The sequence below is a fragment of the Coleofasciculus sp. G3-WIS-01 genome, from assembly GCF_040223135.1.
Classification (GTDB): domain Bacteria; phylum Cyanobacteriota; class Cyanobacteriia; order Cyanobacteriales; family Coleofasciculaceae; genus Coleofasciculus.
In genome coordinates this window covers 73,986-99,895 of sequence record NZ_JAVJZI010000072.1, presented here as the reverse complement: position 1 = coordinate 99,895, position 25,910 = coordinate 73,986, and the positions used below count along the sequence as shown (strand labels likewise).

The 25,910-nt window shown below is 45.7% G+C and carries 23 protein-coding genes and 1 pseudogene; 13 read left to right on the top strand and 11 right to left on the bottom strand.

Translation table 11 applies throughout. The annotated features are described in order from the left end of the window. The first annotated feature begins 508 nt into the window (after positions 1 to 508). From RIM23_RS07795 to RIM23_RS07785, 3 genes are read left to right on the top strand one after another with little or no spacing between them, the layout of a single operon-like run. On the top strand, positions 509 to 1,051 hold the full coding sequence (locus tag RIM23_RS07795; RefSeq protein WP_446365935.1) for a DUF1349 domain-containing protein: 543 nt from the start codon (positions 509 to 511) through the stop codon (positions 1,049 to 1,051). A gap of 38 nt (positions 1,052 to 1,089) precedes the next feature. Continuing rightward, a complete protein-coding gene (locus RIM23_RS07790; protein WP_446336955.1) occupies positions 1,090 to 1,329 on the top strand; it encodes a DUF433 domain-containing protein in 240 nt (79 codons plus the stop codon). Further along, positions 1,326 to 1,637 (top strand): DUF5615 family PIN-like protein, encoded by a 312-nt coding sequence (locus RIM23_RS07785; RefSeq protein WP_446365933.1) that lies wholly within the window; start codon positions 1,326 to 1,328, stop codon positions 1,635 to 1,637. Before RIM23_RS07790 ends, RIM23_RS07785 begins: the two co-directional genes overlap by 4 nt. Here RIM23_RS07785 and RIM23_RS07780 read toward each other — a convergent pair. Then, positions 1,598 to 2,569 carry a DMT family transporter gene (locus tag RIM23_RS07780; protein ID WP_446365932.1) on the bottom strand — a complete coding sequence of 324 codons (972 nt, stop codon included), beginning with the start codon at positions 2,567 to 2,569 and terminating at the stop codon, positions 1,598 to 1,600. The genes RIM23_RS07785 and RIM23_RS07780 overlap by 40 nt on opposite strands. 226 nt (positions 2,570 to 2,795) lie before the next feature. After that, positions 2,796 to 3,788 carry a ketol-acid reductoisomerase gene (gene ilvC, locus RIM23_RS07775; protein ID WP_446365930.1) on the bottom strand — a complete coding sequence of 331 codons (993 nt, stop codon included), beginning with the start codon at positions 3,786 to 3,788 and terminating at the stop codon, positions 2,796 to 2,798. A 170-nt stretch (positions 3,789 to 3,958) separates the two neighbouring features. Here ilvC and RIM23_RS07770 point away from each other — a divergent pair. Continuing rightward, positions 3,959 to 4,069: pseudogene (locus RIM23_RS07770) on the top strand (IS607 family transposase); the annotation flags it as partial. Between the two features lie 28 nt (positions 4,070 to 4,097). Next, positions 4,098 to 5,276: an RNA-guided endonuclease InsQ/TnpB family protein gene (locus tag RIM23_RS07765; RefSeq protein WP_446365928.1), complete on the top strand. Its 1,179-nt coding sequence runs from the start codon at positions 4,098 to 4,100 to the stop codon at positions 5,274 to 5,276. Between the two features lie 161 nt (positions 5,277 to 5,437). Here RIM23_RS07765 and RIM23_RS07760 read toward each other — a convergent pair whose 3' ends face one another. From RIM23_RS07760 to RIM23_RS07750, 3 genes are all read right to left on the bottom strand, one after another. Beyond that, entirely contained in the window at positions 5,438 to 6,433 is a 996-nt protein-coding gene (locus RIM23_RS07760) for a glycosyltransferase family 2 protein (RefSeq protein WP_446365926.1), read from the bottom strand. A gap of 309 nt (positions 6,434 to 6,742) precedes the next feature. Beyond that, positions 6,743 to 8,224 carry a carotenoid oxygenase family protein gene (locus RIM23_RS07755; protein WP_446365924.1) on the bottom strand — a complete coding sequence of 494 codons (1,482 nt, stop codon included), beginning with the start codon at positions 8,222 to 8,224 and terminating at the stop codon, positions 6,743 to 6,745. A gap of 18 nt (positions 8,225 to 8,242) precedes the next feature. Next, positions 8,243 to 9,742: a folate/biopterin family MFS transporter gene (locus RIM23_RS07750; RefSeq protein WP_446365922.1), complete on the bottom strand. Its 1,500-nt coding sequence runs from the start codon at positions 9,740 to 9,742 to the stop codon at positions 8,243 to 8,245. 680 nt (positions 9,743 to 10,422) lie between these two features. Here RIM23_RS07750 and RIM23_RS07745 point away from each other — a divergent pair. The 4 genes from RIM23_RS07745 to RIM23_RS07730 all read left to right on the top strand — a co-directional run bounded on the left by RIM23_RS07745 (position 10,423) and on the right by RIM23_RS07730 (position 14,897). Continuing rightward, positions 10,423 to 10,704 carry a UPF0175 family protein gene (locus RIM23_RS07745; protein WP_446336948.1) on the top strand — a complete coding sequence of 94 codons (282 nt, stop codon included), beginning with the start codon at positions 10,423 to 10,425 and terminating at the stop codon, positions 10,702 to 10,704. Beyond that, the gene (locus tag RIM23_RS07740) at positions 10,704 to 11,186 is read left to right on the top strand and encodes a DUF3368 domain-containing protein (RefSeq protein WP_446365920.1); all 483 of its coding nucleotides are present in this window, start codon (positions 10,704 to 10,706) and stop codon (positions 11,184 to 11,186) included. Before RIM23_RS07745 ends, RIM23_RS07740 begins: the two co-directional genes overlap by 1 nt. A gap of 121 nt (positions 11,187 to 11,307) precedes the next feature. After that, positions 11,308 to 12,615 carry a tetratricopeptide repeat protein gene (locus RIM23_RS07735; RefSeq protein ID WP_446365918.1) on the top strand — a complete coding sequence of 436 codons (1,308 nt, stop codon included), beginning with the start codon at positions 11,308 to 11,310 and terminating at the stop codon, positions 12,613 to 12,615. Between the two features lie 353 nt (positions 12,616 to 12,968). Next, positions 12,969 to 14,897 carry a CHASE2 domain-containing protein gene (locus RIM23_RS07730; RefSeq protein WP_446365916.1) on the top strand — a complete coding sequence of 643 codons (1,929 nt, stop codon included), beginning with the start codon at positions 12,969 to 12,971 and terminating at the stop codon, positions 14,895 to 14,897. Positions 14,898 to 15,260: 363 nt separating this feature from the next. Here RIM23_RS07730 and RIM23_RS07725 read toward each other — a convergent pair whose 3' ends face one another. The 4 genes from RIM23_RS07725 to RIM23_RS07710 all read right to left on the bottom strand — a co-directional run bounded on the left by RIM23_RS07725 (position 15,261) and on the right by RIM23_RS07710 (position 20,841). Further along, the gene (locus RIM23_RS07725; RefSeq protein WP_446365962.1) at positions 15,261 to 15,881 is read right to left on the bottom strand and encodes a flavin prenyltransferase UbiX; all 621 of its coding nucleotides are present in this window, start codon (positions 15,879 to 15,881) and stop codon (positions 15,261 to 15,263) included. 756 nt (positions 15,882 to 16,637) lie between these two features. Beyond that, complete coding sequence (locus RIM23_RS07720; RefSeq protein ID WP_446365914.1) at positions 16,638 to 19,406, bottom strand: ATP-binding protein; 2,769 nt, start codon at positions 19,404 to 19,406, stop codon at positions 16,638 to 16,640. Further along, complete coding sequence (locus RIM23_RS07715; protein ID WP_446365912.1) at positions 19,403 to 20,467, bottom strand: AAA family ATPase; 1,065 nt, start codon at positions 20,465 to 20,467, stop codon at positions 19,403 to 19,405. Before RIM23_RS07715 ends, RIM23_RS07720 begins: the two co-directional genes overlap by 4 nt. A gap of 191 nt (positions 20,468 to 20,658) precedes the next feature. Further along, positions 20,659 to 20,841 carry a hypothetical protein gene (locus RIM23_RS07710; protein ID WP_446365910.1) on the bottom strand — a complete coding sequence of 61 codons (183 nt, stop codon included), beginning with the start codon at positions 20,839 to 20,841 and terminating at the stop codon, positions 20,659 to 20,661. A 218-nt stretch (positions 20,842 to 21,059) separates the two neighbouring features. On the opposite strand from RIM23_RS07710, the gene RIM23_RS07705 reads away from it, so the two are divergent. Further along, positions 21,060 to 21,266 carry a hypothetical protein gene (locus RIM23_RS07705; RefSeq protein ID WP_446365909.1) on the top strand — a complete coding sequence of 69 codons (207 nt, stop codon included), beginning with the start codon at positions 21,060 to 21,062 and terminating at the stop codon, positions 21,264 to 21,266. Positions 21,267 to 21,335: 69 nt separating this feature from the next. Further along, positions 21,336 to 22,340, top strand: a complete 1,005-nt coding sequence (gene pheS, locus RIM23_RS07700; protein ID WP_446365907.1) for a phenylalanine--tRNA ligase subunit alpha — start codon at positions 21,336 to 21,338, stop codon at positions 22,338 to 22,340. A gap of 173 nt (positions 22,341 to 22,513) precedes the next feature. Here pheS and RIM23_RS07695 read toward each other — a convergent pair whose 3' ends face one another. Both RIM23_RS07695 and RIM23_RS07690 read right to left on the bottom strand, forming a co-directional pair. Further along, a complete protein-coding gene (locus RIM23_RS07695) occupies positions 22,514 to 23,251 on the bottom strand; it encodes a 2-phosphosulfolactate phosphatase family protein (RefSeq protein WP_446365905.1) in 738 nt (245 codons plus the stop codon). Between the two features lie 115 nt (positions 23,252 to 23,366). Further along, the gene (locus RIM23_RS07690) at positions 23,367 to 23,519 is read right to left on the bottom strand and encodes a hypothetical protein (protein ID WP_446365903.1); all 153 of its coding nucleotides are present in this window, start codon (positions 23,517 to 23,519) and stop codon (positions 23,367 to 23,369) included. Positions 23,520 to 23,582: 63 nt separating this feature from the next. On the opposite strand from RIM23_RS07690, the gene RIM23_RS07685 reads away from it, so the two are divergent. Together RIM23_RS07685 and RIM23_RS07680 are read left to right on the top strand one after the other, a co-directional pair. Next, entirely contained in the window at positions 23,583 to 24,671 is a 1,089-nt protein-coding gene (locus RIM23_RS07685) for an RNA-guided endonuclease InsQ/TnpB family protein (RefSeq protein WP_446365960.1), read from the top strand. 159 nt (positions 24,672 to 24,830) lie between these two features. Continuing rightward, positions 24,831 to 25,496, top strand: a complete 666-nt coding sequence (locus RIM23_RS07680; RefSeq protein ID WP_446354827.1) for an L-threonylcarbamoyladenylate synthase — start codon at positions 24,831 to 24,833, stop codon at positions 25,494 to 25,496. Positions 25,497 to 25,910 lie beyond the last annotated feature (414 nt).

Genomic DNA, 25,910 nt, shown 5'->3' with positions numbered 1-25,910 from the left:
GTATTCGTAAGATTACTTATTTGGAGTTGTTACCGAGCTGGGTGCAAAAGTGATTGTTAGGCAAAGTCACAATTAAGATCAGGCGATCTAGCGTTTATGCCACGGTTAAGTATACATTAATTGCATCATACACAACCAGGACGGATTATTTTTTTACAAAACTTAACAAAGTAGCTCTGACGACAGAAATTCCCTGTTTTCCGGAATCCCGATGTGAGGGCGCAAGCTTGGGTTCCTAGCAGTTTAGTGTACCCTTATCGGATTCCCAATCTGGGAGAGAATCCCCACTATCGAGATGGCTTGTACCGTTTAATTTTTAATTGTGTAACGACTTGAGGGACTTAAGGCTGGTGGGCAATGCCCACCCTACGGTATATCATAAGTTTTGTAAATAGACCTCAAACCCTTACAAAGGAGGAAGGACGAATGACGTAGCTTGCTTCTCAATGGTAGCGAGTTCTCCACCGCCCGCCTTTAATTGTGTCCACGTACTTAGAGATAAATTTCCATGAAATGGTATAATGAACCGCCTGTCTGGAATGAACAAGAGCAAGTAATTACAGTCACGTCAGGACTAAAAACAGACTTCTGGCGCAAGACGCATTACGGATTTATCCGCGATACGGGACATTTTTATTATCAGGACATAACCGGTGATTTTATAGCTGTTGTGAAAATCACTGGACAGTATCAGGAACTTTATGACCAAGCGGGGTTAATGATCCGCGAGAATGATCAGACGTGGTTAAAGTGTGGAATTGAGTTTGTCTTCGGTGTACAATATGCCAGCACGGTGGTCACGCGAGAGTATTCGGATTGGTCTGTGGTGGGTATTCCGGAAAATCCTAAGTCCTTATGGTTAGAACTAAAACGTAGCGGCGGCGCTGTCGAGATCAACTATTCCCTTGACGGCGAAAATTTTACGATGATGAGATTGGCTTATTTAACTGAAACAGAAACAGTGCAAGTGGGTTTAATGTGTGCGTCACCGGAACGGGAAGGGTTTCAAGTTGTCTTTGAGGGATTTCAAATCAAGACTCTTTCACCATAGCGGTTCAAACTAATCTAGTAGTTTTGGAGGACTAATTTATGTTGAATTTAGATAGAATTACGTTTAATCCACGTATCATGGCAGGAGTTGCATGTATTCGGGGAATGCGAGTTCCGGTTTCATTAGTTTTAAATTTAGTGGCAAATGGTAAAACAGTGGAGGAAATTATCGAAGATTATCCCTATTTGGAACCTGAAGATATTCAACAGTCATTGCTGTATGCTGCATGGCTGGCACGAGAGCAGGTTTTCCCTATCGTGGGTGAGAAAGTCGGATGAGATTTTTAGCGGATATGGGTATCTCGCCACGTACTGTTAATTGGTTAAAAGCTGCTGGTTATGATGCCATACATTTAGTTGAAGAGGGTTTGGAACGATTAGCCGATGATGAAATTCTTGTAAAAGCTCGTGAGGAAGGGCGAATTCTTTTAACTGTTGATTTAGATTTTGGTTATTTGTTGGCGGTGAGTGGGGAAACATTACCCAGCGTAATTTTATTATCATGTCGCCTAAGAAGAATTAATACTAAGTTACCGGATAGCCGATTTCACGCCTTATCAGCTCCCTTGCCGGTTTTGGCTAAATAGATACCCTCAAGAATCACAGCAAAGGCTAATAGGTTGAGAAGACTTAAACCTTCCGAGAAAAGTATCCAAGCAAAAACGGCAGTCATCACAGGTTCAAGCAACAGAACCACGGTTACAAATGCGGAAGAGAAATACTTAAGACTATAGACAATTAACCCATGTCCTAATCCTTCACAGATAGCCGCCAAACCGAATACCGCTAGCCACCCTTGCCAAGACATTGGAAATACTTGGTCTTCCACCATCAGCACAACGGGTATCATAAACAATGTACCCAACAAGCAGCGCCACAGGAGGATATTTTGAACCGCTAATCGACTGCGAAGTTGTTCTAGGATTAAAAAACTGGCAGCATAGAACATGGCAGAGAATAACGCCGCCGCATCACCAATAAACGCGGTTTCACTGAACAAGCTATTTTCTGATAGAAAGAAATCCTCTAATCCTAATCCAATTGCTCCAGCCAGTGCAATTCCTAGTCCAAACACAAATCTCCGGTCAAAACGCTGACGGAAGAACAACCATCCTCCTAAAGCCGTGAATAGGGGAGGCATATTAGACAAAACCGTCGCATTTGCTGCATTGGTTTGAGTCAGCGACCATGTCCACAAAAATCGACCCATGACATGAACAATAGCGACACCGAACAGCAGCATGATTTCACTGATGTGATAGCGTGAATTGGTTTCAGACGGCTCATCCAACTCCTTGTTTTGGAGTTGCTTAAAGCTATTCCACAACCCAAAGATAATTGTTGCTATCCAGAGGCGATTGAATACCGTGGCATTGGCGCTAATTTCCTGAACCGATATCTTGATAAAGATGGCAGTTAGCGACAAAGCAATTAAGGCGACTGATAATAAAATTAATGCCGTCCAATTTGGCGGTGAGTCTATTTTTGATTGGGTTGATTCGAGGTTATTTGTTGTCATTATCGCTACGCATTTACCCGTTCATGATAATTGGGGTTTGCTGAATAAGAGGACAAATGTTATACCAAATCCACCTTTATTACCCCCTTTTGCCAAGGCGATTGAAATCGCTGCTACACAAACAAAGTCCGCCTGCGCGGACTGGGTTATAAAGACTGATGTCATTTGCCAATTGTCTTGCCAAAAATTAACAAATGACAAATGACAAATGACAAATGACTAATGACTACTTTTTCAACCAGCTAAACATTGCCCGTAAATCTTTACCCACCTCTTCTATAGGATGTTCAGCTTCTTGACGGCGCATGGCGGTGAATCCAGCTTTACCTGACTGGTTTTCTAAGACAAACTCACGGGCAAATTGACCGGATTGAATTTCTTTCAGGATTTTCTGCATCTCGGCGCGGGTTTCATCGTTAACGATGCGAGGTCCACGGGTATAATCGCCATATTCAGCGGTATTAGAGATACTGTCACGCATATTGGCTAGTCCGCCTTCCACAATCAAATCCACAATTAGTTTGACTTCGTGGAGACATTCAAAATACGCTAACTCTGGCTGATAACCCGCCGCCACTAAGGTTTCAAATCCCGCTTTAATTAAGGCACTCAATCCCCCACATAACACGGCTTGTTCACCAAATAAATCGGTTTCCGTTTCTTCCCGGAATGTGGTTTCTAAAATACCCGCACGAGTTCCACCAATCCCTTTAGCATACGCCATGGCGCGATCGCGAGCTTGACCTGTGGCATCCTGATACACGGCAAATAGGCAAGGGACACCTTCTCCCTGTTCGTAAGTCCGTCGCACTAAATGTCCTGGTCCTTTGGGTGCCACCATAATCACATCCACATCAGGTGGGGGAACGACTTGACCAAAGTGAATATTAAACCCATGGGCGAAGGCAAGGACGTTCCCTTTTTTCAGATTCGGGGCAATTTCTACATTGTAAACGGTTTTCTGTACCTCATCCGGTAGCAAAATCATAATCACATCCGCCGCTTTCGCCGCCTCAGCAACAGAATGAACCGTTAATCCGGCTGACTCCGCTTTCGCCACCGACTTACTGCCCGGATACAAACCCACAATCACCTTGATGCCACTCTCTTTGAGATTCAGGGCGTGGGCGTGACCTTGAGACCCATACCCGATAATTGCGATAGTTTTATCGCTAAGTAGGTCTAAGTTAGCATCTGTGTCGTAATACATCCGGGTCATAGAAGTATCTCCCTTACTACAAGCATTTTCGTTTGACTGCGAACTCTTGATTTTACCCCAAAACCTGAAGGGGCGGCTAAGAACGCCAAAAAGGAGACGGGGTATAGGGTGACCGGGTGTGGAGTGTTAGGAAAATCTCAGCACTCTTATCTGAGAGCTAAGTGCCTTTTCTGTTATCAATCATTCACTGCTTTTCATCCCGATTGTATGGGTTACGCAAATATAAGACTAAAGTAAAGAAAATTGTCAATGGCATCGATCGGAAGTCTCAACCAGGCTAAACTTGAGTAAGTCTAAACAGATTTAGCTATGTACGCCATTAAGCGAGAACTCAAACTGAATAAGAAAGAGATATCTCGAATGCGCGGCATGGCTGGGTTTAAGAGAGTTGTCTACAACTTCGGGCTAGAGCTCCTGAAAGCTAGCTGGGATGTCCCAGGAGTAAAGATGGGTGACTCGAAGCGGATAGACTTGATCAAGAAAATCTTTACATCCATGACGATGCAAAAACCGGAAAATAGCTGGATGAAAAAATATCCATCCACTATTTATCAGTCAGCATTTAGGGATCTAAAGAATGCCATTTATCGGTGGAGAAAGGGATTGTCGGGTTTTCCTAAAAACAAGTCAAAAAAGAAGGGAGACTCCTTCACGGTTTATAAAACAGCTGGAGTCTATCCGGAGAAGGGGAAACCCGCCCTCCCCTTTAGCAACCGAGTGACAATTTCAGAAGGAATTCACATAAAACTTCCCGGATTAAAAACATATCGACTCAAAGAGCGAATCAAATTTATTTGCAGTTCTCAGACATTCACTGTATCAAGAGCGGCAGACAGATGGTTCGTTTCTTTTGTTTTAGATGCCCAGAAAATACCCCCAATTATTCATCCTGTTCTTCGAGCAGGTGTAGACCTGGGGGTTAAGTGTTTGGCAACTGTTTCCGATGGTACGAAATACGAGATGCCTCTTACCACTAAGAAAGCGAAAACCAAGCTAGGTAAGCTCCAGTGGCGAAATCGCCACAAAGTCCTCGGCAACAAAAAACTTAAGGTCGCTGCCTCTAAGGGAGCCAGAAAGTATTACGTTAATCTGTCTCGTCAGCATCTGCGTATTTCCAATATTCGCCGAGATACGATCCAAAAGATGACAACGGATCTAAGTCGTAGAATCTACAACATTAGGATAGAAGACCTTAATGTTTCTGGAATGATAGCTAATCACAAATTAGCGGAGGCTTTGAGCAACAACTGTTTCTATGAGATTCGTCGTCAGCTCGTCTATAAACAAGCTCATTACGGAACAAAATTGGAATTGGTAGATCGATGGTATCCTAGTTCCAAAACTTGTTCTTGTTGTGGGAATGTTCAGGAAATGAAACTGGATGACCGAATCTTTGACTGTAAAAAATGTGGGCATTGTCAAGATCGAGATGAAAACGCATCCATTAATCTAGAAAATGCCCCGCCTGACAAAATACGCTTGGCTTGAGCGGAATTGACGCCCGTGGACAAGAAGGAGCCGACTCCCTTGGCTGAGACGGGAAGAAAACATTAGATTTTAGCTTTAGCTAAGTTTGAGTAAGTTTTTCGGAGCAGTCCTGAGAAGACCCTCGCTTTGAGCGACGGAAGTGTCAACTCCCTCACTTTGACTTAAGTAGCTTTTTTATTTTTACGAGTTACTAAAAAAGAAGTATTAATTTGAGGATCTTGCAATAGTTTATCCAAACTATTTCTATAAAGTAATCTCTTCAGAAATAGCCTTGATCCCCCTAGAAAAAATTCGGTTTTTAGCCAAATCTTTATGGCGATAAAAACTTCCATTTTTTTGAGCGCTACAAATCCCCAATGTAATATTGTTGACGATTTTATATCTGATAGGTTAGGCAAAGTATGCCGATATTTATCGCTAATGCAAGCATAAATTTCTTCTTTAATTATCAGGTTTGTTTCTAGGCGATTCTCTAAAGTAAACTTGCAGTTAAATGATCCATCCCAAACAGTCCGGTAAGCCAGATATTTATTTATAAAAACGGCATCACCAAACTGGGCAATTCTAATCCAGGAATCAATATCATCATAATTAGTATCGAATTTTGCATCCCATCCTCCTGATTTAAGAAAAGCTAGACGGGAAAATGCCACTTGTACAGGAGTGCCAAATGGCAATAGTTCCAAAAGCATGGCGTAATGAATCTCGTCTTGGGGAATATATACAAGCGTTCCCTTGCCAACTTGCCGACTTCTGCTGACTTCTTTTTCATTCCTATCAACCTGAATGGCTCGACAGGAGCAAATTACAGCCTCTGGACGCCCGGAGATCGCCTTAGCCATTTCTTCAATACACTTAGGGGCAAGGTAGTCATCATCATCCACCAGTTTCACCCAGTCTCCTGTTGCCAATGCTACACCCTGATTGACCGCTCCTGAGTGACCCAGTTTTGTAGAATTTCGGTGATAAATTAAACGAGTGTCCCCCCTGTATAAGAGTTCTTTGTGTCGCTCCTGGACATAAACCTCTGTACCATCAGACGAGCCATCATCCACCACAATCACCTCGCAAGGCATCGTTTGAGCCAAAGCACTGTCAATTGCCCGCCTGAGCAAGGTGAGGCGGTTATAAGTCGTGATGACAATGCTAAATTTCATAACTGTTCTCCACCAAAATTATTCTGCTTCGATATCATAATTTAGAGAAATCTCCGCAGCGGCTGAGAATCGCTATTGTCTAGATTTTGGTTTGACCTGTTCTCTATTCTGCTGAGAAACAGGACAATACGATCAGCCGTGGATATTTATAATTTTAAGCTATCGAGTCCTAAGAGAGATAGAGGATATGGGGAAGATAAGATGGGGGGATGGGGCGGGTGCGAGTCATATTTGGTTGAGGTGAAAAACGATAGTAGTGAAACCCGCCCCTACACAAATCGATGAGGGCGGGCGCGAGTCATATTCCTTTTAAAAGACTGTCGAAGTCCAACTTCCATGCAATCCGTAAGGAATATGATGCTTCAGATGCAGTCGTGCGATCGCGCCTTGGTTTAAATCTCGACTGTCTAAAATCACCACATCGGAGCGATGATGACTCGAATCATAGACCAAGGTTAACACCCAACCCTCATCTTCTCGCTTCGCTTCAGGATGGGGAACAAAAATCGGTTCGCTGACAAAGCCATGGGGGGCTGCACTCCAAATTTGTTCCTCACCTGTGGTTAAATCTAATTTAGCAATGGCTTGCAGTGGAGCATTGCCTGTGGGATTATGAGCCACTCCCATGTATACATAACGGTAAGGGCGTCCAACGTGATCGGGATGGACACAGGGAAACTCACAGGAACGTTCTAATAGTCGCTGTCGTTGTACCGTAGAATCCGCTAAATTAAGCGTAAACCGAAACAGTTGTCCCGGCGCGATCGCATCAAAATCCACGTCCCGATAATCTATCTCCGAGTCCACTTGAGTTAACGACTCATAGCAGATAGAATCCACACAAATTTGCTCCCCTTGCTCAAAGGCATTCGCATGGTGAAAAATAAACCCAGCTTCAGATTCTAAGACTTGCATCGGTTCATTACCATGACGCGGAATTACTAAAATCCGAGTCGGTGCGTTGGGTTTAAAGTCTACACATTGACCCGCCCCTTTTAATCCCAACAGGAAAGGAAAGGGATTATAGGTGACAGGATTTTGGAAAAAGATGCAGTAATTCGGCGTAATTACAAAGTCATGGATAAAGGCAAAACCCGGAACCGTGCGACACTGACCACGTTTTAATGTGCCAGCTTCATCTAATTCATAAATGGTGATTTTGGTGGAAAAACCCGGTTTAATCGCAAAATTCACCAAACAAGGCGCACCCCCATCTTGGTTGCAGTTTGGGTCAATCCAAGGGTGGGCGCCAAACGCCTCTCCGGGTGCCAAAATACCGTCTAGAGTGTCTTTCCCTAGGGTTTCTAAGGTTTTGGGGTCTAACCGATAGGGTTCCGCCGCTTCCCAAAGGGCTAAAAGTTTACCGCCCCAGTAAATCACATTCGTGTTGGCGATATTTTTGATATCAATATCAAAGGCATTCGCCAGCCAACCTCCGGGCTTTTGGGTGCCAAAAACACCGCGATAAAGCATTTTTCTGGCTTCCTGTTCTTTGAGGTAGCCTTCAGTACGGACAAAACGATTGCGGAAATAAGCACGACCTTGATCAAAGGCGATCGCACAAATCATACCATCGCCATCAAATGGGTGATGCAGTGGTTGACCATGAATATCAAGTAAACCCGGACCATTGCGAAACAACGTGCCATTCAGCGCTGGCGGAATTTCGCCTTCAATGTCCTCAATCCAGTAATCATATTCATTCGGTTGGGATTCATACCCCCGTTTCCATCCTTCGCGGTCATAGGATAGTGAAGACTTTGATTCAAAAAATTGTTCTGTTGCAATCATCGTTTATTCCCTCGTTATTTAATCGTGTTGTTTGTTTGTAGTAGGCGCTTTAGCGCTTTTGACAAGAGGACTAAAGTCCTCACTACAAACTCGGATAAACTCTGGCATGACGTCGGGTAGGAATGGCTGTTCGGATAGAGAACCCGACGTATGATGTTCAAATACTTCTGCTGGCGGTAATGATTTTGATTCGGTTTCGGATTTGATTTCAGCTTGCGGATCACTCGTCGGTAACCACCCTAAGAAAGGCAAGGGCAATAAACTAGAGAGGTTGGTAATTGTGAGTAATAACCACAGGCGATCAAAGTTATGTTCTGTCACCCCTAGCCAATGGGTTAATAACGCCCCCAATTCGTGAGATAGTAGTCCTGCCAAATTCCATATAGACATCAGCAAGGCAAATAAAGTCGCTTCCACTCCCGACGGGCAAAGTCTGGCTGAAAGCACCAGTACGGGCATAAACGTAATCTGTCCAATCACCGTCAGAATCAGACTGTCGCCTAAACTAAACCAGTGATCATCGATGCCTAACGCCCGATTCGCATGGGTAACCAGGATTAGAGTTGTCATCCCCAAAACAGCCGACAGGACAGTTGTCCATCCCATAATTGTGCGGAAAGGGATACCCTTTAAAAAGCGTTGAAAGACCCAAACCCCCACCAGAGACGCCAAACTGGTGACTAAACGCACCCGCCCTAAAAATTCCGGCTCAAATCCGAGTTCATTGGTGGAGAAGAAGAAAAAGGCTGAATCGGCTGTGGGTGTGGCTTGCCAGATAAAGATAAACGCGGTGGGTAACCAAATTGCTTTTTGGGTAACCGCATGGCGCAGTTGCTTGATTTGCTGGGTGACGGTGGCGATGTTCATCCCGGAAGTGACGGATTCTTCAGCAATTAACCACGCCACACCACAGACGAGTAGGGGAAAGGTGGCGGTGATGCCAAAAACAGTTTGTGTATTGAACGCCTCCAGTAGCCAACCACTCAGATAAGCCGTAATCAATCCCCCTAGGGCAGAGATACCCCAAGTTAAGGATTGCAGGGAACCGGAGTCGCTGAGGGATTCCCGCCTTGCCCGTTCCACCACTAGCGAGTCTACGATGACATCACTAATGGCTACGGATAGGGAACTTAGGAGAATGGCAAGGGTTGCAGCCCAAGCTGTATCGACTACTGTTGCCAAACTTAACCACGCGGCTGTTCCCATTAAGCCCGACAGGACTAGATAGGGGCGGCGGCGATAGCCAAATAAGGGGAGTCCGTCGGACAGAAAGCCAAATAGGGGTTTAATTACCCAGGGTAAGGCAGCAATCCCCAGCAGCGCTGCGACTTGGGCTGGACTCAAACCCAGTTCATCTTTGAGGAAGAAGCTAATCGCTAAACGGGCTAGCCCTAGGATACCTTGGACAAAGTATACGATGAGAATGGCAATCAACTCTGGGGTGGGTTCATTGCCAAAAAAGACCTTTTCTTTGATTGCTTGTTTAAACCGATCAAAGCCGGAGGCGGATACAATCATGAACTTTTTTTAAGATTTATCTCTTTTTATATCTTACACGCTGTCTCTGGGTTGCCTCATCTGTCTATGGGCGATCGCCTCAAGGGGTGACAAGATAGCTAAAAAGGAGACAGGGTGTCGGGTGTGGGGAAACAGAAGGAGGTTGACCCTTCAAGCTACTTGTAGTGGACTGACACAGCTAAAATGGTGGGATAGATTTGACGTTTAAACCAGGGAGAGCAGGGGATGTAGGGGCGGGTTTTACAGATAACTTATGGCAACAACTGATAACTTAACTAAACCCGCCCTTCTAGGGGAAGCACAGACCCCGTAGCTGAAAATTAGGATGGGCAAGGGTTGTGGCTTAAGTTGACACGGATGGATAATATCGTGCCCCTACCCTAAATGGCCTGTGTGCTTAAGTCCTACATTTATCTTTTTGAGCCGCACCAATGTGCGGTAAAAGGGCGCACGCCGTGCGCCCCTACAATTCTAATCCACTAATTAAGGTGTGCCACGCCACTACTGGATTGACACAGCTAAAATGATGGATTAGGTGTGACCATTGAATCGGGCGCACGCCAATGAGAGCCACTATAGACATTGACATTAAGATTGAAATGTCGAACAGCTTAGTGCTTATCGAGTCAAGGATTCCACGTTGTCGCCTAAGCCAAACTTGAGAAACTGGAGGAAGTTCTGTGCAAATTACCATCCATTTACCCGATGAAATTGTCAACACAATCCAGGAGAAGTGGAATAACGTTCCTGGAAAAGTCGTGGAGTGTTTAGCTATTGAAGCTTACCGTCAGGGAGTGATTACTTCGGCGCAAGTCGGAAGAATGCTAAACCTCTCTTCGCGTTATGAGGTGGATAGTTTTCTCAAACAAGCAGGAGCCTATTTACATTATGATGAAACTGATTTTGAGCAGGATTTGTTAACGATGAAAAAACTAATGACTCAGGAGACACCAGAAAGTTAATGGCAGTTGTATCAGATACTTCACCGTTATGCTATCTGGTGTTGATTGACTTAATTGATTTGTTGCCTCAACTCTATGATCAGGTGATCATTCCTCATGCTGTACTCCATGAGTTATCTGCACCTCAAGCACCTGAACCTGTTCAAAGCTGGATAAATCAACCTCCGGCTTGGCTAAAGGTTCAACGAATTGATCATCAACCCAATGTTGAGCTAATTGAATTAGACTTAGGCGAGCAAGAAGCGATTACTCTAGCTGAAAAAATTGGGGCTAATTTGATTATTTTAGATGATCGGGATGCACGGCAGATGGCTTTGCAGCGTGGTTTAAATGTGATTGGATTGCTCGGTGTTTTGGGGGTTGCTTCACAGCGAAAATTGATTACGTTTTCTGTGGCGATTGAGCGTTTACAGCAGACGACATTTCGGGCTTCACCAATTTTAATTGAAACGCTGCTATCGCGATATCAGTCTATTGAATAGAGAAAATATCTGTATTTATTCCGTTGCTGTGTTAACGGCTCAAATGGAAACGCGATCGCTAATGCGGTTATGATGATTGACAAGACAACTGGCGATCGCATAAACGAGTTGGACGTGGGCAATGGAGCATGAATTTTACGAGCGAGGGCGACAGAAGGCGCAACAAGGAGATTTAGAGGGAGCGATTCAGGATTTTGAGCAAGCGTTGCAGATTAATCCAGAATTTGCCGATGCTTACTACAAACGGGGATTGGCTCGCTTTGATTTGGGGGATTGGCAAGGTGCGATCGCAGACTATTCTCAGGCGCTACAGGTGAATCCTGAACATCTGGATAGTTATTTGGGGCGCAGTTTGGCTCAGTTGGCGCAGGGAGATGCTCAAGCTTCCCTGGAGGATGCTCAACAGGTTCTCCAGATTGATAGTAATCACGGGGCGGCTTATAAGCTGCAAGGTACAGCCTACCGTCGGTTGGGGAAAATGAAAGACGCGATCGCATCTTTTAAACAAGCCGCAAAACTGTACCTGGAACAGAAGGATAAAGACAATTGCCAGAATTGCCTAGAGAGTATCAAACAAATTCAGGCAGCGCAAATCCAGGCGGCGAGTGCGGCTGAAACGCAGAAATATCTGACTCAGGTTATCACCAAGCTAGAACGGGGGAACTATCGGGAAGCCTTAGAGGATTGTCAGTGGCTGTTGCAAGTTGCGCCCAATGATGCTAGAGCCTATTGCTATCGCGGAATTATTCGCAGTAAATTGAGGAATTTACAAGGAGCGATGCAAGATCTCGGTCGAGCCATGCAGCTCGATCCCCAGGATATCCAAGTTCGTCACTATCGGGGGCGGGTTCGCATTGAACTGGGGGACTATCGGGGCGCGATCGATGATTTTACCCAGTTACTTGAGCTACAACCAGAAAATTCTCAATTTTACGTCTGTCGAGGTCAAGCTTACTCAAAACTAGGCGATTATCGCCAAGGAATTGAGGACTATTCGCGAGGGTTGACGATTCAGCCAAATGATCCACAAATTTATTATCATCGGGCGGCGGCTCGTGCTGATTTTCAGGATTACCAAGGCGCAGCGGATGATTATCAACAAGCGGCGAACTTGTATTTTGAGAAACAGGATTGGCAGAAGTATCATCAGGCATTAAATCAGCAGAAGCAGCAAATAGCAAAGGCTGAAGCTGAGATTAAAAAACGCTCCGCTAAACTGAATCGGAAAGATATCTTTATCAATCAAGAACGACAAATTTGGTCGAATGCGCGGGTGGATCGAGAGTTACAACAACAACTCCTGCGGATGGTGGGGGGATACTGGGATGTTGCTGCCCGTTTGATTGAAATAGCTAAGAAAAAATATCCGGGGATGCCGGAGAATTGGTATCTGCAAAAGGTAATCGATGATTTAGAGCGCGATCGCTAATTTAAATATCTCCACAAAATCCGTGTTCATTGATAAAGGGTTCAGACTATTTTTTCCTGTCCGTTCTGTCCTGGTATAGAGTTAGCTATCTTCCCAAAAATTACCACACCTAATTTTTCTATAACCTATTCTAGGTATATCTATCTAACTAAAAATAAATATCCTGCTACTTAAGCATTTGTTGTAAGCGCTTGACTCGCTTGAGGCACGCTTAGTGCCTACTACAAACTGTGGCATAATGCGGGAAGGGGTTGGCTGCTACAGTCAGTTGGACAAATTTAAGGCATCTTCGGGTTCGAGTAATCTCTCCATAGCTGTCCAGCGGCTTCTGAGACGCTCAGAGATCTATTTTTATGGTTTTTCGCATCCCTCGAACGGTTCGTACTGCGTTACCCGATTTGGCACATCTGCGAGTCGTGGGAGTTTCAACCATTGCTGTGATCATTACCCTTCTGGGCGTGCGACACTTGGGTGGACTAGAACCGCTAGAACTGGCGGCGCATGATCAGTTTGTCCGCCTACTACCTCTGGAAACTGAACCTGACCCCCGGATCTTAGTTGTCGCGATTACAGAAGAAGACCTAGAAAATCAAAACCAGTGGCCCATCTCAGATCAGGTTTTAGCACGGGTTTTACGGCGATTGCAAGCCGCTGACCCCGCCGTTATTGGTCTAGATTTATATCGTAATCTTCCCGTGGAACCGGGTCATCAGCAGTTAGTGGAACAACTGCAACAACCGAATTTAATTGCCATTCAAAATATCGATATCCGCGCCGGAACCCCACCCCCCCCAGAGGTATCACCGGAACGCATCGGTTTTAATGATATACCCCTTGACCCGGATGATGTGGTTCGTCGCAATTTATATTTGGCTGAGAATGAAAGTGGCGGGCTTTTCTCATTTTCCCTGCTTCTGGCACTTACTTATCTAGAACCCCGTGGGATTGAACTGGAAGCTAGTCCCAATAACCCAGACATTCCCCAGCTTGGTGAGGCTGTGTTGTCACCCTTAACGGAAGATGCGGGGGGATATCAAAAGGTAGATACTAGAGGGTTCCAAATCTTACTCAATTATCGCTCCCCTAATCAGGTGGCGCGACAGGTTTCCTTGAGCGATGTTTTAAATGGAAAGGTTGATCCGAGTTGGGTGCAGGATAAGATTGTGATTATTGGTTCAACAGCACCCAGTCTCAAAGACTTATTCGCCACACCCTTTAGTCCCGTTTTAGACGAAAACCCGAAAATGTCTGGGGTTTTAATGCAGGCTCAAATGGTTAGTCAATTCCTTGATGCGGCGACGGGTGAACGTCCTTTATTCTGGTTTTGGTCCCAACAGGAGGAAATCCTGTGGATTATTGGCTGGATTGCAATTGGTGGAATATTGGGGCGGGTGACGTATCATCCCCTGGCGTTAATTATTGGGGTAACGGGTAGTTTGGGGGTGTTATCCAGTGCTTGTTTTTACCTACTCACCCAAGGTGGCTGGGTTCCCTTGGCGGCGCCAGCATCAGGATTTGTGTTAACGGTAGCGATTTTTGTCACCCATCGCTCTTATGAAGCCCATCAACAGCAGCAGATTGTGATGAAGCTGTTGGGACAGAATACCTCTCCGGAAGTGGCTCAAGCTCTTTGGCAAGGTCGCGATCGCTTGCTAAAATCTGGGAAGTTACCGGGGATTCGCCTCACCGCCACGATGTTCTTTGCTGATATTAAAGATTTCAGCACCATATCGGAAAAAATGACCCCAGAGGCGTTGTTGGAGTGGTTAAATGAAATTCTGGGAGTAGTGACTCGTGAAGTCCTCCAGCGTCAGGGGATTGTGAATAAGTTTACTGGGGATGGGGTGATGGTAGCGTTTGGTGTTCCCATGTCTCGTCTGCACAGAACTGAAGTTGCCGAAGATGCCAAAGCGGCGGTAGACTGTGCTTTAGCGATTAGCGATCGCCTCGAACAGATGAACCGGGATTGGCAACGCCGAGGTTTACCTGTGATTGAAATGCGGATTGGCATTTTTACAGGTCCAGTTGTAGTGGGTAGTTTAGGGGGGAAAGACCGTTTAGAATATGGAGTTATTGGCGATAGTGTTAATATTGCTTCCCGGCTAGAGAGTTGTGAGAAACATCGTCAACCGACTCCCTGTCGGATTCTCATTGGTCAACAAACCCTGGATCAACTGCAAGGGGAGTTTGAGGTTGAATCCTGGGGACCTTTAGCCTTGAAGGGGAAACAGCAAACGGTGAATGTTTATCGCGTTTTGGCACGAACCACGGTATCCGAGTAGAATGGCACTGAAAATTTGCCTTTTGGCATCGCCTCCACCCTTCATATACCGTAGGGTGGGCATTGCCCACCAGCATACCAGTCAATACCCTTCGTCTCAGAGTAGGAGTGCAGAGTATACAAGGGAGTTCAAATGTTAGAGCTGAATTAGATTAAACGCAATCAATTAGACACCTAGCTAATGCTAAATTCAGATTAACTACCGCCGTTAAAATTCAGTCCGCGTAGGCGGACTTTGTTTGTGTAGCAGCGATTTTAATCGCCGTGACTTGGTTAGGGCGGGTTTAGTTACATTTGGGTAAGGTAAGAAACGATAATTGTGAAACCCGCCCCTACAAATCATGCCATCGAGGGTCACGAAGGGTCAAACCTTTTCCCGAAAACCGCCTTGCCATCGCGTTAGGGGAACACAGTCAATATTTAGTTGGTCAAAGGTACGCGCTACAACAAAATCCACTAAATCTTCAATGGTTTGAGGATTATGATACCAGGCGGGAATTGCTGGCACAATCTTTACCCCAGCTTCGGCTAGGGTGGTGAGGTTACGCAGGTGAATTAAGCTGAATGGGGTTTCACGGGGTACGATTATCAGTTGACGCCCTTCTTTTAACTGCACATCGGCTGACCGTTCCAATAAATCCGAACTCAAACCATTAGCAATTTTTGCCACTGTACTCATACTACAGGGGATAATCACCATTCCCAACGTCCGGAATGAACCACTGGCAATGGTTGCACCCACATCCCCCCAGCGATGACAAATCAGCTTACCTTTTGTCGGTACACCCGCTTGCTGACGCCAGAATTGTGCCTGCTGTTCAGGTTCTGGAGGCATACGGGTATTTTGTTCAGCTTGCCAAACCATATAGGCTGATTTTGATGCCACGAGTTCAATGGTATAGTCGGCTTCTAAGAGAAACTTCACGGCACGTACTGCATAGATTAAGCCAGAGGCACCAGTAATACCGAGGATTAAGGGGAACATTTGGGGATTGGTTGAAGACACGCGATTTTAACGAGAAGATAGTTGTCAGTCTTTACCAGTGTAGAGGCGTAGCAGGCTAAGTTTCTACATAAAATAGAATCATTTTGTCGCCAATGTTCTTATTCGGAATTTTAGCCTAAGCCCTGAACTAAAGCCCTGAACTAAAGTTCGGGCTAAAAGCTAAAACCCGTTAAAACGGGTTCAAATACTCAGTAAGCTTTAGCTTACTTTAGCTTTCAGCCGGAAATTTATTTCCAGGCGCCCAAGTCCAAGTTGGCAACATTCTGTTTAACTCAGTGACATTCATATTATGTTTTTTCAACTGTTTGCGGTTGAAGAGAGCTTCCTAAAAAGGGTGAAATAGATTTGACCATTGAATTGGGCGCACGTCAGTCTTATGTGTCAACTTAAGCTCTTGCCAGAACGCAATACCTTGATGCGACGCCACCCTAACCCTCCCCTTATCAAGGAGAGGGAACGTTTCCTGACAGGTGTAGGTTTCTTATTTTATGGTTGGGACAAGACAAGGATGACAAGGAAGGAAAGAAGACAAGGGGGAAAAACCGTACAAAATTTTGTTCGATCAAGCTAACTTCTAAAAGCCGAAACACCCTATTTTTCGTTCTCACTCTTCCTGGTCTACTGGTCTACCTATCTTCCTTGTCTTACCTAAACCCCAATCTTAAAAAACCTACCCTTGTGAGGGGAACGTTTCCCCCCTTAACAAGGGGGGATTAAGGGGGGTTAAAGGTCAATCTATTGATTTAACACCCAGCGCCGGAAGAGTTCAACGATAATCTGCCAAAACTCACCGTTTTGGTGAATCACATCATGGCGTTTTAATGTCTCCAACGCTTCCTCTAGTTGTTTTTCCTCTAAGGGTGCAAGTCCTGATTCTCTGAATAATTCTGCTAATTTTATCCTTAATTGTTCAATCGTTAACCCATCCGGGTGAGGCGCTAACACTTTGAGGATTGCCTGTTGACCCGCAACTCCTCGCGCCGCTTGACCCCAAACGCCATCAAAATAATACCGTCCTCGCTGATAAAATGCGGGGTTATTAATCACCGCTTCCACATCCTCTACCGTAAAAACAGGGTCAAGAGAATGTCCCTGTTCAAACACAAAATCATTGTAACGGCGCACAAGTTGGAATCCCACAAGCTGAACTAAATAGGGTTGACCTGCGGTGAGACGATAGATTAAGTCAAGGGCGTCTGGGGTGTAATCCAGGGGAAAATCAACCGCCTCATTATCCGGCACATCTGAAACAGTCGAATCTGGATTTTCTAGGCTGGGATTGGCTAAAATTTGACGAGTTGCAGCAGGTTCTAAGAAACCAACGTGAATCGGAATAACGCTGGCAAAAAAGGGTTGGAAATAATCGGCGGTCATTTCTTCTAAGGTGTGCAACCCGGCAAAAGCAAAGGCGACTTTAGCATTCATTTGCACCAATCCCCGCAGATAACCAATAAAATCATTAGGGATTTTTCCCGCTTCGATGAGTTCCTCGATTTTCTCGAATTCATCTAGGGCAATAATTAACCCCTGTAGAGACGCGCCATGGCGCGTCTCCATCTCTGTGCCATGGCGCGTCTCCGTCTCTGTCCCCTGCAACATCTCGACCACTTGTTTAAAATAACGTTCAAACGTCCGATAGGGAAGATTGAGCAAAGCATCATCATCGGGAGGGGAACAACCCATAGCATCAGAAATGGCATCACTCATTGCCATTAACACTTCCCCGACACCTTGGGGACTGCCTAAACGCAGTAGGTTAATATAAACGACTTTTACCCGTGAACCGGAACAGTTTGCCACATTTAAAAGAATCGAGGTTTTCCCCATGCGGCGATGACCATAGAGAACAACGGATTGGAGTTGTTGACCCATAACCCAGAGTTCTTCTAATTGTCTAAGGATATCGTCTCGCCCAACAAAGCGATTCCCTTCTACGGGGTCACCGACAACATAAGGATTAGTGACGGGTTTGGTGATGGAAATCTGCCCAATTTCAGTCGCGATTTGTAATAAAGCGTCTTGCCAAGTTTGGGTAATATCTTTAATCAGTTCCCTTTCAGCTTCGGGTAGGGTTTCGATACGATTAAGGATAGTTTCTAGTTCTCCTAATGTCCGAGTAAGGGCAAAGGCACGGGTGGAACGAGAGACGCTACGCTCAACCACTCGCACATCTTCCACGATTCGACGGAGAGCGTTTATGGTGTTCCAAGTTATGGGACGTAGTAAGGGTTCATTGGGGGAAGTAGGTAGTTCTAATGTGGCGATTGTGGCAGGTTCTTTGGCTTCAGAGAAGGTAGTGAGAGTTTGGGCGAGGGTGAAGAGTTCCTCACCATAGAGAAGGGAACGGACAACGGCAAAGGCTTCCGTTGCTTTGGCGGGTTCTTTTTCATGGAGATGCCAAAAACCAGCCGCTGCAGCACGGGCAGGAGTATCTAATCGAATACCTGTATATCGAGTACCTGTATCCGGAAAAGCTGAAGCAAAACGTACTAACTGCCAATCAAAAGGGGCTTCAGCTAACCGAGAGACACGCAAAATTAGTTGTTCTGATGGGGTTTTCGCCAGTATCTGATGAACGCTTTCCACAACGGGAATAAATTGTAGGGTATATGCCAATAGCTGATTAATATTGTGCAAACCTGTTTCCCAATCCTGTTCAAGCCAATTCTGCAAACGCAACCCGAGGTAAGGTAGGGGAAGTATGGTTATGCGCGGAAATAACCAACTTCCATTTTGGATATTTTTTAGGTTTAAAGGTGAACCAATCAGCCAGTTTTCTGGACGCAGGATTGCCACACCAAACGCCACGCCAAACGCCACACCAAACGCCACGCCTCCCGCCACGCCAGTCACGCTCAACGCCACGCCAAACGCCACGCCTGACGCCACGCCAGCCACGCTCAACGCCACGATTCCCACCAAGCCTCCCTCCACGCCTGACGCCACGCCAAACGCCACGCCTCCCGCCACGCCAAACGCCACGCCTCCCGCCACGCCTGACGCCACCAACGCCAAGCATGACGCCACGCCAAACGCCACGCCTGACGCCACGCCTGACGCCACGCCAAACGCCATACCTCCCGCCACGCATGACGCTACGCCCAACGCCACAAACATCACACCTCCCACCACCTCACCCAAATAAATCACAAAACATATCTGCAGAAGCAATCCAAAGAAAGTAACAGGAATAGCAATAGTCAATATCAACCCCTGAATAAGCAACTGACGCTGAATCGGATTCTGGCGCAATTGTTCTAAGCCCTTACGCCAATTCATTTCTTTTGAAGGAATATACCCACCACCAAAGGTATCCACATACCAGCGCAATGCTTGAGGAAAATAAAACACCCAATACAACAGACGTAGATAATCTAAAGGATTCCATAACGATAAAGGGCGTTGCAGTTTAGGCGCTAAATCTAAGCGAGGAACAGAGATTTCATTATCTTGCTCATTCTCATCTTGCTTGATTTCATCGTGGCTAACTATATCTTGGCTCATAACCCACCCTCTAAATACCGAGAATACATTCGATAACACAACTGCATCAATCGCCGGGGATGTCCCCCACTCTCCTCAACTAACTGATTAATTTCAGCTTCAGTAAACCGTACCGAATTCCTCGCTAAACGTGCGTCAATAAAATCACGGGCGGTTGGTTCATTCCAGGGTTTTATGATTTCTTCTTGACAAACTCCTGCCAGAGGCGAAGTTTTGCCATTATCCCAACTATCATTAAACAGTTCATTTAAAGATTCATTCGCCGCCAAAACCAGCTTCAGTGGTGCATGACTCCCCTCAGCCAAACCCCGTAGATAATCCCGCACACCGCGATTAAAGCCATCCCAGGTCATTTTTCCCACATTATCTAAAGCCAGCAGAACTTGACGCGATTTTAAATGGCGACTTAACCTTGCTCCCTTGCTTTCCGGGATACCAATCTCATCACATAATGCACCATAGAAATCATCTTCATCTACAACTGTATTTAAGTCGAGAAAGACAGGCTGACGCGGCGAATGGAGATAACTGTCCGCCAGTCTGACAATCTGGGAAAGTAAAGAAGATTTACCGACACCCTCTGCTCCGATTAAGGCAACACTGCTCCCACTATTAATCACCTCGAATATCTGCCGAATTTCCCGTTTCCGGTTAAAGAAGTCTTGCGGATTATCGATTCTGCCTTGTTGGGGAGTGAAGGGATTAATGGTTGGGTTGTCAGAATCTACAGGAATCGAACTTTCTTGTAACACTTCAGTAGAGGCTGACCCCTCTGATTCTAGCGGTTGAACTTGAACCTCTACACCATAAAGATATTCAATTTGCTTTTTAAAATTTCGTTTATTAATTTCAGCATTAAAAGACTCTTTAAGTCTTTTGCATAACTTTGCGCCTAATTCTCTAGTGTATTGATCATCAAAATAGTTTTGGGCGGCAATCTGTTTATAACCATTACCTTGCCAAATCCCAATCACAATTGCCTCTTCCGCTTCAGTCAAAACAGACTGAGAGTTATCCCCCAGCCGCCTGTTGATGAATTCTAGCGCCTCTTTTGAGTCCATTAGTTAAGATCGAGGTTCATTTGCCAATTTTATCGAACCTATCCCAATTCTGCTAGTTTGTAGTTGCGCTGTCTTCGCCATCAATGTTTCAACATTGAGAACAAACTGATAATAGGGCGACCCAAGTCAATTGAGTGGATTGGTTTTATTAATTGGTGGAAGCGGGTCTCCCCTACAGGATTTCAACAGACTTACTTGAGTTCATTCTCTGCATCTAGCTGATTGTAATAATCCTCCATTTCTGTATCGAGTTCACGGCGGTAAGCTTGGATATAATCCAGCATCTGATCAAATTGTGGATCGTCTTTATACTTACCCGCCAATTTCACCCAAGGATGATCTGATTTAGGCAATTCAAGATCAAGCTTATCCATTTAATCATTACTCCAATTCCAAAAGATTAGTTACTACAGGCGTGAGGGCGCAAGCCTTGCGCCCCTACAGGTGGTTAAATGACAAATGACGAATAACAAACCAACATTATCCTACATCTCCCTACAAACACTAACGTTCTAAATTCCCCTACTTCTACCTACCTAAAACACCGATCGCCCAAGCCATCATGGTTATATCGATAACCGAGGTAAACACCATGATCAACCCCAACCCCCAAACCCAACCCAATCTAGAACCCCAAACAAACACCATCGAAACCTTCACACCCACACCCCTAACCCAAATCAACCCCACAACCCTAGTCCAGTACGGCGGGATCACCACGGCGGTTATATTAGCGATCGCACTCCTAATTCTGGCGTTGGCGGAATATAATAAGGTTTTCTTTCCCCCTCGCCGCTAGCCGTTAAGGGTAAACTAAGAAAAGCCTTGGCAAGCATTGCCTCTGTCAAACCTGATAACGACTTGATTCATGACTACTTCGCTCAACGAGCTAGAGACCCAATTAGTTGCCCTCAAACAAGAAGCCACTCCTGCGATCGCAAAAACGGATACGCTGGATCAATTGGAACAGTTGCGCGTAAACTACTTGGGGAAAAAAGGACAGTTATCCCAAATCTTGCGCGGGATGGGGAAGCTATCCCCCGAAGATAGACCTCGAATTGGGGCGCTAGCGAATGAAGTCAAAGAAGCCCTCCAGCAATCCCTTGACAACAAACGCCAAGATTTACAAGCTGCCCAAATTCAGGCACAATTAGCCGCCGAAACCCTTGACGTAACGATGCCAGGGGTTTATCGTCCTCAAGGTCGGATGCACCCGCTCAATAGTATCATTGACCAAGTTCTGGACATCTTTGTGGGTCTGGGTTACACCGTCGCCACCGGACCAGAGATGGAGACAGATTACTATAATTTTGAGGCATTAAATACCCCCCAAGACCATCCGGCGCGGGATATGCAGGATACCTTTTACCTCCCCGATGGGAACCTGCTGCGAACCCATACCTCTTCGGTGCAGATTCGCTACATGGAAAATAATGAACCCCCCATCCGAATTATTGCACCAGGACGGGTTTATCGCCGGGATACGGTTGATGCGACACACTCCGCTGTTTTCCATCAAATTGAAATTTTAGCGGTTGATGAGGAGATCACGTTTGGGGATCTCAAAGGGACTTTAAAAGTCTTTTTCCAAGAATTATTTGGTGAAGACGTAGATGTTCGCTTACGTGCTAGTTATTTCCCATTCACAGAACCTTCTGCGGAAATCGATGTGAAATGGAGAGGGAAATGGTTAGAGATGGGCGGCTGTGGAATGGTTGATCCCAATGTGCTGAAAACAGTTGGTTATGACCCAGAAGTTTATACCGGGTTTGCGGCGGGGTTTGGCGCGGAACGCTTTGCTCTAGTTATGCACCAAATTGATGATATCCGCCGCTTATATACCAGTGATTTGCGCTTTTTGCAACAGTTTTAGATTAGGAAGCAATGTAGAGACGTGCCATGGCGCGTCTGGAAGCAATGTAGAGACGTGCTATGGCGCGTCTGGAAGCAGGGGAAGTGGAGGGAGTATTGAATGTGTAGGGGCGGGTTTCATTATTATCGTTTCTTTCCTCACAAGGGATGTGAATAAACCCGCCCTGACTGATCTCAGAATTTTCTGACTAACACTCCAGGTTCTTTCTGAATGGGTAAAACGTCTAAAATATCAGCTTGGGCGCAATAGTTTAAATCTTCGTGACAGTTTAACCGGAGTAGGCGTTGACCATGACTGGCATGGTGAAACATTTCTAACATGTTGTCTTTCCACTGAGCATAAAGGGCAAGAGCGCCGATGACTTCATCATTACCCGCAATATCGCCAAGAGAATGATCGGTGTGAGTGATGAGGCTATCTGCGATCGCACCGGCACAAGCGGTATCTTCTAGGGAGTAGGAGCCTTCCCAGCCTGAACCCACGAGCCAAACAGTTTCGGGCTTTTGCTCAAGCAGATACTGCACCACCGTCTGACGATTCACCATTGCGGCGGCTAGCACCACAGGGGCGTTCTGCACGCGCTGTAATGCGCGAGTCCCATTCGTCGTCGTGATAAACAAACGGCATCCCTGGACGCGCTCTGGCGTGCAGTCTAGGGGAGAATTGCCTAAATCAAAGCCAGCGACTTTTGATCCGCCCCGTTCTCCGGCGCGAAGGCGTTTTTCTGGGAGCCATTTTTCGCTCACTTGCATTAACTGCTCGATATCGCTGAAGGCTTGAACCGCTTCAGCACCCGCGTGCAAAGCTGTGGCAATGGTAGTTGTAGCTCTTAGCACATCAACCGCGATCGCACAGTCTGGCATCCTATCGGTTGGGGTAAGTTCGGGGGTGTGGTAAATAAATAGCTTCACTGGCTCAGTGCACCTGCTTTTTCAAATGCCGACTCCATATTGTACCCACTTAAGGTCATAGGGTTAATGATAAAAGGCTTATTTGCCGGAAATTTCTCGATTTTTCCGGTAGTTTTTAACCTTTTTTTCGCGCCATGCGTTCAATCGTGTCACTTAGACTATTCGCACCTATCCTTTCCCGCTCTTGCTCCAACCACCGAACAGCCGTTTCGGTCAGCGTCATGGTGAGTTTACGCTTGGATTCGTTGTAGATCTTCTTCCTGGACATCCTGACACTTTCGCTATGGCCGTGTACAATACGAATATAACACAGATTAAGCGGATTGAGCCAATGCTATTAGGTTTTAAGACCGAATTAAAACTTAATAACAAGCAGCGAACAGCACTAGCTAAACATTGTGGCGTTTCTCGCCATGCTTGGAATTGGGGTTTAGGTTTAACCAAACAGATACTTGATCACAACCAGGATAACCCAGAGGATAAAATCAAGTTTCCTACTGGGATTGATCTACATAAGTGGTTGGTAGCGCTGGTTAAACCCATCTGCCCCTGGTATTATGAGGTGAGTAAATGCGCCCCCCAGTATGCGCTTAGGCAATTGGCTCAAGCCTGGAAAGATGCGTTTGAGAAAAATAAAAAGCCGCCTCGGTTTAAGAAAAAAGGGCGGGGTGATAGTTTTACCCTGGATGGGTCAATCAAGCTCGACCACTTTAAAATTAGAGTCCCTAAAATTGGTTGGTTGAGGACCTATGAACGGCTACCAGTCTGTTTTCAACCCAAATCTGTAACCATATCCAGGACGGCTGACCGATGGTTTATCAGCTTTAAGCTGGAACATGAGCCAGTTAACCGACCCAAGCCTCACCTTGTAGTGGGTGTTGATCTCGGCATAAAAGCATTAGCCGTCTTGTCTACCGGGGTTGTAGTGGAGGGGGCGAAAGCTTATCGAAAGTACGAGAAAAAACTCTCTCGCCTGCAATGGTTGAACCGCCACAAGCAAATCGGTTCAGCTAACTGGAAGTCTTCCCAAATCAAGATAGCCCGTCTGCACCGGAAAATAGCCAACATTAGAAAAGACACGTTGCACAAACTCACATCCTATTTAGCCAAAAAACACAGCCGAATAGGGATAGAAAAGTTGAACGTGTCTGGAATGATGGCTAACCATAAACTAGCAAAAGCTATTCAGGATATGGGTTTTTACGAATTCAAACGCCAGCTAGAGTACAAGTGGAAGCTGTACGGAGCAACACTGGTTGTAGTAGACCAATGGTATCCCTCGACTAAAACTTGTTCGAGGTGTCATACCGTTAAGGATGAAATGCCTTTATCTGAGCGATTTTTCCGGTGTGACAACTGTGGACTGGAAATCGACCGAGATTTCAACGCCTCCATTAATTTGGAGATAGCCGCCAGTTAGGTGGCGTTAGCCTGTGGACTGGTTAAGTGCCGTCACTGCCAGGATGAAGCAGGAAGTAAACAGCATATTCTACCAGGTATTGGTAGATTTGTGTAAGTTTTATGTAACGGTTTAGGTTTTTATTAGATCATCTAACCATTGCAATCATTTTGAACGATTATGGCAACGATTTACACGCTCCATCCGGAAACGCCTCAAATACGCCGAATAGAGAAAATAAGGGACGACCTACGAGACGGTGCGGTGATGTTATATCCCACAGATACCGTCTATGCCATTGGTTGCGACCTGAATGTCAAATCGGCTGTGGAACGGGTCAGGCGTTTAAAGCAACTCTCGAATGAGAAGCCGTTAACGTTTTTGTGTTCCTCGTTATCCAACATTTCTGAATATGCTTGGGTGAGTGACCCAGCTTACCGAATTATGAAACGCTTGATTCCTGGACCCTATACCTTTGTGCTACCCGCAACCAAATTAGTACCCCGACTAGTGATGAGTCCCAAGCGCAAAACCAGTGGTATCCGAGTTCCGGATCATCCGGTTTGTCAAGCCATACTCGAAGCGCTAGGCAACCCCGTGATTTCCACGTCGGCTCATTTACCCGATGAGATGGGACATTTCCCCACTGTGGGACTTGAAAGTGCCAAACTCTTTGATCAGTTTGAAGGTTTAGTGGACATTATTGTCGAGGATGGCTCGGAACCCGGTTTCCAGGTATCTACCATTCTGGATATGACTGGGGATGAACCGACAATCCTGCGCCAAGGTTTGGGATGGGAAGCCGCAACGGCGTGGGCTGTACCCGCTAGCCAGAGTTGGGAATAAGGTGAGACTGATGGGTGTAACCCTTTAAAGTTAAACCCAATCCAGTTAGGCTTTCGCTGCTCAGCATTCGGACTACAGGAGACAGACGGCGGATTTCGGACGAAAGTCCACAAATAAATCCAGTTTGTCAATTGTCTACTCTCACTCACTCCAACAGCCATGGAAATAATAGACCCTTGTCAAGTGCCTAAATGCAGGTGGAGCAAGGGTTAGCAGCCATAATCCTAGTCCCTAAATCGGTAAGGGTGTCTGCCGTTTACTCATGATCTCTTGTTTAGTGACACACCACTCAACCAAAGACTAAGCATAACGTTTTACATTCAAATTGTGGACAGCAACAGAGTATTTATTCCAAATAACCACTCGTTCCTCTGCTGATGTCTGGGTAATTCGTAACTGTAGTCTTTAGGGGCA

What these genes read in the sequence shown, in the direction of transcription:
- RIM23_RS07765 (WP_446365928.1), top strand. Translation starts at nt 4,098, where the DNA reads ATGTACGCCATTAAGCGAGAACTCAAACTGAATAAGAAAGAGATATCT.
- RIM23_RS07720 (WP_446365914.1), bottom strand. Translation starts at nt 19,406, where the DNA reads ATGAGCCAAGATATAGTTAGCCACGATGAAATCAAGCAAGATGAGAAT.
- ilvC (WP_446365930.1), bottom strand. Translation starts at nt 3,788, where the DNA reads ATGACCCGGATGTATTACGACACAGATGCTAACTTAGACCTACTTAGC.
- RIM23_RS07790 (WP_446336955.1), top strand. Translation starts at nt 1,090, where the DNA reads ATGTTGAATTTAGATAGAATTACGTTTAATCCACGTATCATGGCAGGA.
- RIM23_RS07725 (WP_446365962.1), bottom strand. Translation starts at nt 15,881, where the DNA reads ATGTTCCCCTTAATCCTCGGTATTACTGGTGCCTCTGGCTTAATCTAT.
- RIM23_RS07755 (WP_446365924.1), bottom strand. Translation starts at nt 8,224, where the DNA reads ATGATTGCAACAGAACAATTTTTTGAATCAAAGTCTTCACTATCCTAT.
- RIM23_RS07780 (WP_446365932.1), bottom strand. Translation starts at nt 2,569, where the DNA reads ATGACAACAAATAACCTCGAATCAACCCAATCAAAAATAGACTCACCG.
- RIM23_RS07680 (WP_446354827.1), top strand. Translation starts at nt 24,831, where the DNA reads ATGGCAACGATTTACACGCTCCATCCGGAAACGCCTCAAATACGCCGA.
- RIM23_RS07690 (WP_446365903.1), bottom strand. Translation starts at nt 23,519, where the DNA reads ATGTCCAGGAAGAAGATCTACAACGAATCCAAGCGTAAACTCACCATG.
- RIM23_RS07730 (WP_446365916.1), top strand. Translation starts at nt 12,969, where the DNA reads ATGGTTTTTCGCATCCCTCGAACGGTTCGTACTGCGTTACCCGATTTG.
- RIM23_RS07710 (WP_446365910.1), bottom strand. Translation starts at nt 20,841, where the DNA reads ATGGATAAGCTTGATCTTGAATTGCCTAAATCAGATCATCCTTGGGTG.
- RIM23_RS07715 (WP_446365912.1), bottom strand. Translation starts at nt 20,467, where the DNA reads ATGGACTCAAAAGAGGCGCTAGAATTCATCAACAGGCGGCTGGGGGAT.
- RIM23_RS07785 (WP_446365933.1), top strand. Translation starts at nt 1,326, where the DNA reads ATGAGATTTTTAGCGGATATGGGTATCTCGCCACGTACTGTTAATTGG.
- RIM23_RS07705 (WP_446365909.1), top strand. Translation starts at nt 21,060, where the DNA reads ATGATCAACCCCAACCCCCAAACCCAACCCAATCTAGAACCCCAAACA.
- RIM23_RS07735 (WP_446365918.1), top strand. Translation starts at nt 11,308, where the DNA reads ATGGAGCATGAATTTTACGAGCGAGGGCGACAGAAGGCGCAACAAGGA.
- RIM23_RS07685 (WP_446365960.1), top strand. Translation starts at nt 23,583, where the DNA reads ATGCTATTAGGTTTTAAGACCGAATTAAAACTTAATAACAAGCAGCGA.
- pheS (WP_446365907.1), top strand. Translation starts at nt 21,336, where the DNA reads ATGACTACTTCGCTCAACGAGCTAGAGACCCAATTAGTTGCCCTCAAA.
- RIM23_RS07750 (WP_446365922.1), bottom strand. Translation starts at nt 9,742, where the DNA reads ATGATTGTATCCGCCTCCGGCTTTGATCGGTTTAAACAAGCAATCAAA.
- RIM23_RS07795 (WP_446365935.1), top strand. Translation starts at nt 509, where the DNA reads ATGAAATGGTATAATGAACCGCCTGTCTGGAATGAACAAGAGCAAGTA.
- RIM23_RS07740 (WP_446365920.1), top strand. Translation starts at nt 10,704, where the DNA reads ATGGCAGTTGTATCAGATACTTCACCGTTATGCTATCTGGTGTTGATT.
- RIM23_RS07760 (WP_446365926.1), bottom strand. Translation starts at nt 6,433, where the DNA reads ATGAAATTTAGCATTGTCATCACGACTTATAACCGCCTCACCTTGCTC.